General features: G+C 61.6%; 6 protein-coding genes. 1 reads left to right on the forward strand and 5 read right to left on the reverse strand.

What is annotated here, in order from left to right:
• Window positions 1-230 precede the first annotated feature (230 nt).
• The 5 genes from I55_RS35915 to I55_RS13920 form a co-directional block, all read right to left on the reverse strand.
• Window positions 231-449 carry a hypothetical protein gene (locus I55_RS35915; RefSeq protein ID WP_148293719.1) on the reverse strand — a complete coding sequence of 73 codons (219 nt, stop codon included), beginning with the start codon at window positions 447-449 and terminating at the stop codon, window positions 231-233.
• 320 nt (window positions 450-769) lie between these two features.
• The gene (locus I55_RS13900) at window positions 770-1606 is read right to left on the reverse strand and encodes a ParA family protein (RefSeq protein WP_148293720.1); all 837 of its coding nucleotides are present in this window, start codon (window positions 1604-1606) and stop codon (window positions 770-772) included.
• Window positions 1607-1834: 228 nt separating this feature from the next.
• Window positions 1835-2812: a replication initiation protein gene (locus tag I55_RS13905; RefSeq protein ID WP_083901104.1), complete on the reverse strand. Its 978-nt coding sequence runs from the start codon at window positions 2810-2812 to the stop codon at window positions 1835-1837.
• Window positions 2813-3361: 549 nt separating this feature from the next.
• Entirely contained in the window at window positions 3362-3802 is a 441-nt protein-coding gene (locus I55_RS13910) for a hypothetical protein (protein ID WP_044561185.1), read from the reverse strand.
• Window positions 3803-4521: 719 nt separating this feature from the next.
• Window positions 4522-5442, reverse strand: coding sequence for a hypothetical protein (locus tag I55_RS13920; protein ID WP_148293721.1), 921 nt, complete (start codon window positions 5440-5442; stop codon window positions 4522-4524).
• A 271-nt stretch (window positions 5443-5713) separates the two neighbouring features.
• On the opposite strand from I55_RS13920, the gene I55_RS13925 reads away from it, so the two are divergent.
• On the forward strand, window positions 5714-6244 hold the full coding sequence (locus I55_RS13925; RefSeq protein ID WP_044561188.1) for a hypothetical protein: 531 nt from the start codon (window positions 5714-5716) through the stop codon (window positions 6242-6244).
• Window positions 6245-6876 lie beyond the last annotated feature (632 nt).

The raw sequence follows: 6876 nt of genomic DNA on the forward strand, positions 1-6876 counted from the left end.
AGGGCCGCTCGCACTCCTTCAGCGCCGCCTCGCATCCTTCAGCTCCTGTTGCCGATCGCGAATACTCAAGTCCGCCGCAAGGACATCCCGGCGGGCACGGAACAAGGCCCGTCCGGCGCGATCGGTTGGCTCCCTGTCCTTTCGCGGATCGGGACCTTCGGTCCAGACCCTCGCGGAGGCGAGGCCTGTATCATCCCAGTCGAATTTCTGTGAGCTTTGGGGGGCCTTGCTCATCCAGAGCCTCTGGATTTCGGCAATCTGTCCAGACCATGGGGGGCCAATCGATGGGCCAAGTCCTCCATTTCGTTTGAGCCTTCCTCGCCATAGTCCCCTTCCAACCAGGCGGAGAGCAGCCAAGTCACCAAATCCTGAGCGGTAAACCCTCGCTCCAGCAGACGCATCTTGAATGCCCGGCGGAACTCCGGAGCCACTTCAACGGTGACGGTCACGGCATCCCGGCGCCTTCCGTAATGACGCCCGCTTGGTTGATCCGGCTGCTTGACCGCCTGGGGACGAGGCCCGGATGCGGTGGACAGGCTCCTGCTGGAGGCGGCTTGGTCAGTGTGAAGTTTTTTGGATGATGGCGAAATGACCCGTGATTCTTCGTGTGGCCGCCCAGCCCCCTCCCGCGTGCTCTCCTGGGGCTGGACGTGCTGCGCGCTCCCGGGGTGGGGCGCCTGGGCCGGCCCTCCGAACATGGGGTCTACGCTCAGCGCTCCGGTGGAGAGGGCAGAGCTGAGGGGAAGGGGGCGGCGGGGTGACATGTTCCTTACCTGCCAACTGGACGCCGTTGCCGCCCGCCGGCGGCCGCAACCCGATGGTCCGCCCGGCGATCCTCCTCATGGCGGATATCCTCGAATTGGCTGACGCACCAGCGTGCGAGTTTCCGGATTTCCGCGGCCGACTTGCCTTCAGGATCGAATTCTGTGATGCCGAGACCGGACTGGATCGAACTGGACATGGCCTGTCGCCGGGTAATGCTGTACTCGCTGAGCACATTCACTAGGTACCGCGCACCATAGTCGGTCCGGATGGCTTTGGCGGCCTCGTTGAGTTTGGATTGCACGCCGTAGGCGCTTTTGGGCGCGGTGAGTGAAAACACGATTTGAGGCTGCAGCTTGTCGCTTCCCCGTGCCTCCTTGATCATCTTCAGGGTGCCTTCAACCGCCCAGAGGTCAAGGGCCTGGGGCGGGGTCGGAATGATGATGATGTCTGCGACGGCCGCGACGACGGCATTGCAATGCAGAATGGATGGCGGCGTGTCGATGACCAGGCATTGAATACCCGAACTGGTCCCCCGCGAGAGGATTTCGTCCAGTTTTTCCGTCACCTTTTCAGGGGCCATCTGGACCATCACCGGGTTGGACAGTTCTCCCTTCCGGTCAGGATTTTGTTCCGCCTTGAAAAGTTCCGAGCGGAGCGCGAACCATCTCTGGGTTGACCTCTGAGGGTCGCAGTCCAGCAGGGCGACCGTGGGACGCCCTGGCTGCGTGGGGGTGAGGATCTGGCTGATGGCCGTCGCGATCTGGATGGAAGAGGTGGTCTTGCCGACGCCGCCCTTCTGGCACATCAAGGCTATGGACATGCATCTGGGCACGTTGGTCATGGCTGTTCCCTTCCGCCAGCGGTTGTCGCGGATAAATGAGCTACCACGAGATATTTAGCAGGCGGGAATGCCCAGGGCCAGCTATTAGGCGTCACCCAGTTGGGAGATGGTCAGGGATAACTCCATCAGGACGTCGAGAGGCCGCAGGCGAGTCCGTCCAAGGCCAACTGTGAGGATTCGGGGACCATTCCGTGGGGTCGCCAATTATAGGCACAGGGCCGAAGAGGCTTAGGCCCCCCATTTCCTCACAGGATCGTGGGTCCTCACTTCGGTGGTGCTTTCGCCGAAAAGATCGATGACAGGGCCGATCACTGGAGGGGCGACCGCGGTTTGAGACCGCTCCCGCCGGCTGCTTACATGACATGCCAGCTCGCGGGCAGCCTGTTGTAGCCCTTCTTCGTCCTTTCTGGACCAGACCACTTCAAGGGCGGAAACCGCATTGCCTCGTTTGACGGGTTGGATCGATATCCAGACGGGTCCAAGGCGGTTCACGTCGCTGACCGCAGGTTCAAGGGCGAACCGGCGGAAGTCCGGCCACCGTTCCATCTTGCCCTGCTGTACACCCAGGATGAGGCGCATGTCTTCAAGGGAGACCACCTGCTTGGTGATCCTGAGATTCTCACGCTTGGCGAGCCACTCGTAAAGCGCCAGCGAGTACTTCGAGCTCAGGCTCAGCATGATCTGGGCCTGCAGCCGGGCCCAATGTCGTGATCTCGCCAGGATCTCCACCAATTCCGGCATGAAGCGGTAGTGGACGACACCCTCTCCCTTTGGCACTTTTGACGGGCCAAGCAGCTGCACCAGCTGTTCGGTGGGTGCCTGGTTGCCATCGGCCTGCAACTTGACGACGACGATGGCGGACATGAGCCGGGCAATGGTTTCCCGGAGGCGCTCATTTCCGTTGTGGTCCCCCTTCAGGGCGACCGTCGCTATGCTGTGGTTTTTATCCTTTTCAAGGATGCTTGGCCAAGCGTGGGCAAGAAGGATGTTGAAGGTGCGTCTATCCGCCAGGGTCAGGGGTGTCCGTTCCCAGATCTCGATCAGCTCCCCGGGCTTGGGGAATGTGACGTCCTCTCCCAAATGGGCGCGATCGATGCGGCCGACCACCGGTTGGCGTACGGTGAGGCTGGGACGCTTTTCAGCGTCTGGTTCAAGGGGAAGGGTAGGCTGAGCTGAGTGCGGCATGCGGTCAGGATGCATGGCCATCGCTGGACCTTCAAGAGGTCGCGGGGATTCAAAAAGGATTCTAAATTGGGAATGACTTCACTTCTGGTTTGGTAATTGACTGGAATATAAAGACATTTTCTGGCCATCTGTGAGATATGGGGGGCCCGGCGGTGAATCCAGGACCCGTGAAGGTGAGACCTTGGGGAGCTGGTGGTGAGCCCCTGGGGCTTCGGGTGTGAGAAGCCGGGGAACGGTACTGTGAGAAGAAGGGGAACTCAGGATGGAAAGGGCTCCGAATCGGCACTTATCCACAGGCAAAGCCCCCAAGCAGTAGGGATAACCCCACATTATGCTCACTAGATATGGGTCCAGGGGCTTTGAGGTCCCCACTTTCTCACCTTTTGCTCCGGTGTTAGCAATGGCCGCTAGGCGCCTGATTCCCCAATTGCTCACAGGTATGGCTCCCCAGTTTCTCACAACATGATATTCCCCCATTCCTCACAGGCCCTGGAGAGGCTGTTCCCCCTATTCTCACAGACGACTGTGTGCGCTTTTTCGCCACCATTATATGCGGTTTACCGCCAGTGGTCAGCCAAGCCTCTCCGGGATCCGCCAAACGGCTTGCTGCAGGCCTGCCAAGCCGTCATGGGGGCAGGGCACGAAGCTGCTGTCGCCGATCCGGTGCCAGAACTGAACTTGGGTTTCCGCCATTAGGCAGTGGTTTTGGTGGAGGGCCCGGACTAGATCTGTGAGATGTTCTAACTCGGAGCTTCCCAGGATGAGGGTTAGTCGCGGCCACCACCGGGTGTCGCTTCCGCGTCCCAGCCTCTCCTCCATTTCCCTCAACACCGCGGTCAGCTCGACCAAAGGCAAGGGCAGGGACCAGGGTCCGATGGCCTCCTCCTGATCGGCCGGCAACGACAGGTCGCCGAGCCTGATAAGGCAGGCCCACGACACGCCCTGGTGGCCAAGGCGGGATTGGAGCAGTGGCCCGGCCTGATCGTCGGTGAGAAGCTGGTCCGGGATCATTGCCGTCCAGCCTGCCACTGGAAAGCCCTGTGAGAGATGGGGGAGTCTTCGTGAAGGCATTGAAGGCGGGGTTGCATTGAACATGGGTCAAGCTCCCGATGGCGCGCCGAGCTACCATAAGATAATCTGCGCTTATGGAGCTTGCCATCCGAAATCAAGCAAGATCGCCCCATAGGGGGTTGGTGAAGGCGTTGGCTTTCCGTCGCAGAAAAATACCGAAAAATCTGGACTTTAGTATAACTCCGTCGACGTGGTGAAGGTCGCGGCGGAGGCCGTGGGTGGCAAGGGCGGCGGCGGCCGCCCCGACAAGGCCGATGCCGCCGTGGCGGCGGTGGAAGCCGTCTTAACGGACAGTGAGGGTCAGGACTGATCGCTTGATCTAACGATGGCGCCTCTTCTGCGCCGGAGTGCCAGGACGCGGAGCCCGAGCAGACAGATCAAGTCGATCATCCTCCTCATCAACAGAAAGCCTACGACCAGCGTCAAGCTGATCAGCAGGAGTTGTAATGCCGCCGACAGGTCGGCAGGCGGGTCCGCAACCATGGACTCCACTAGTTGGGTCAACAGGACCTGGCCCGTAATTATCCCCAGATGGAACACCGGGGCATGCTTGAACATCCAGAATGTCAGTGCCAGGGAGATGGCTTCACGAACAAAGAGGGAGATGCGTGAGTTAACGGTTCAGACCCTCACGCCAGGCAGGGCGGGGATCTCCCTGCTCATGGAGCAACCTCTCGATGCGACTTTTCCCCAGTCTCGCCGGATGACTGATCCATGAATTCGGCGGTGATACCGAGACCCTGCAGGGCCTTCAGCATTTCCTCGAGCAGGGCTGCGGCCCAGCCTGTGCTCATCCTGTCCTGTAGCCGCTCCGCCTTGTCCTCTTCGTCAAGGTACGGGTACTCATGGGAGATGGTGGCGCTCATCACGGCCCGCGACAGATCCTCCAAGAGCTGGGGCCCCATCACCTGAAGGCCAGTTGGCGGCTCTTCCGAAGGAGACCGTACGAATCTCCAACCCGCTTGATATGCAGCCCCCTGCAGAGCCCGCAGGCGCTTGAGGTAAACGGAATTTCGGATAGAGACCCCGACTTCGGACGTGAAGTCGATGATGTCGACTTTGCCAAACCGCCTTGCGAGCGGAAGCATGTCCAGCGCCCCCGCCTGTCCCTGGTCAGCGTTCCCGGCTAGGCGGCGAGAGAGCAAGGGCGCCAAGACCGCTACCATTTCTGTGAGCAGCCAGGCGAGGCCGGACAAGGCCACGACAAATGCGACCAGATTGAACAGCAGGATCAGCTGGGTTGGGTGATCATTCAGCTTGAATGCCAGGGTGAGGATGGCGGTCCCAACCTGGTCCCCCAGCTGGTGACGGTACTCTTCCTGATTTGTATGGACCTCGAGGGCCCCTCCAGGATGGAGGCTCATGTGGGGCATTCTGTCGATGTCATCCGGCGTGACGGTGTCGAGCGGAGGCCAAACCGGGACCGGCGGCACCTCGGTGGTATCGTCCTCCAGAATTTTAGGGGGTTCAGGGGCTTGAAGGACGGGCGATCTGCTCGGATGACTGGTCTGGCCCGGCGGTGAGGCGGGAACCTGGCAGTTCCCTGTGCCCATCACCAACAGGACCATGGCTGCGGCCATGCATCCGATACGCCTTGCCTTGCTCCCCCTGGTGATCCCAAAACAGCGTGTCATCGCAGAAATCACCTATCCATCGTACGCGCATGCATCCTATCGACGGCACTACCCAGCCGCAATAACTTGTGGTAGCTCATCTCTGAGCATTGTCGAATCGACAAGTTTTGCCGTCTTCTCAGGGTGTGTTACCGTCCAGAGGCACAGGCAACGATCCGCCTATTGGCCTCCGGCCCCGTCCCGCCCACTGACCATCCTGTCCACTGGAGGAACTCGAATGTCCGGCAAGATCACGAGGCTTCTGTCCGTGGCTGCGTCGGCCCTGCTTCTGGTCGGGGGGAGCGTGGCGCGGTCGGCGGCGGCCGAGGCTGGTCCGCAAAAGGTGACGGCGATCATGGTGTCCTGCCCTGGGATCGGGGCCGCGAAGAAGATGGCGCTGCCTGGCATGCCGCTCGTGATGGACACCATGCATGAGGAGCCCTATGTGTTCGGGCCCGCTTATGGCGGCGCCAGGGGCACCCTCAATGTGGGGTTCCGCTTCACTCTGAACGCCCAGCCAGCCGCTGGCCGCCAGGGCTACTACCACGTCACGGGGCCCTTGACCTGCCTGACGACGGGGCCCGCAGTCTGGCAGGATGGGGCAGGAGGAACGAAGGTCAAGCGCTTGACCACAAGCGGTGTCGACATGGTCCAGTTGGATGTCGTCATCCCTGTCCGGGTGCCGACGGTTGTGCCGGCGGGTCAGAAAAGCATTACCCTCCTGGTCAATCCTGACTGGCTCGTTCCGGCCGGCGCCGTCCTCCGCTAGGGCCCGCGCCTCTCATCTCCGGCCCTGCTTTTCAAGCAAGCTACCATGGGTTATTTTGTTCGGGAGAGGTCTCTCACTCCCGGAGTAGCCATGCACATCTCGCCGGCTGACAGAAGCCGCCGCCCAACGACATGGCTCCGGCTTTCATCGCTGGCGGCCGTCGCAGGCTTGGTGAGCTTGCTGGGGGCTGTCCTGACGGCCGCGTCCCCGGTGGCATCCACGCCATCGCCAGCGATGCCGAAGCCCCGCCCGGAGCCCCGCCAGGTCATGGACAGTCGGGGAAGGGCTGCCCTCTGGATCGACGTCGACGATTGCCGCGCCTTCAGCGCCAGCCCGGAGGCCAGGTCCCTGCAGGCAAGGCTGGTGGCGAGCTGGCCGTCTATCTTGCCGCCTCCCATGACCAGCGGCGTGTGCCTGGGGCAGCGCTACGTGGCCTTCCAAGGGCGGCCAGGGGAAGTGCATCAGGAACTGGCCCACCGCGCCTCCGCAGCTCCGGGTCAGGATAGGGAGGCGGGGCATGCGCGGGCGCGGTGACACCCTCTATGCGATCCTGAGCCTCATATTCGTCGGCGCCTTGGGGTGTCCTCCTCGCCGTCGGCTGGTCGAACTTCGCGAGCCAACCTGAAAATGAT

The sequence above is a fragment of the Azospirillum sp. B4 genome (assembly GCF_000333275.1).
Lineage (GTDB): Bacteria > Pseudomonadota > Alphaproteobacteria > Azospirillales > Azospirillaceae > Nitrospirillum.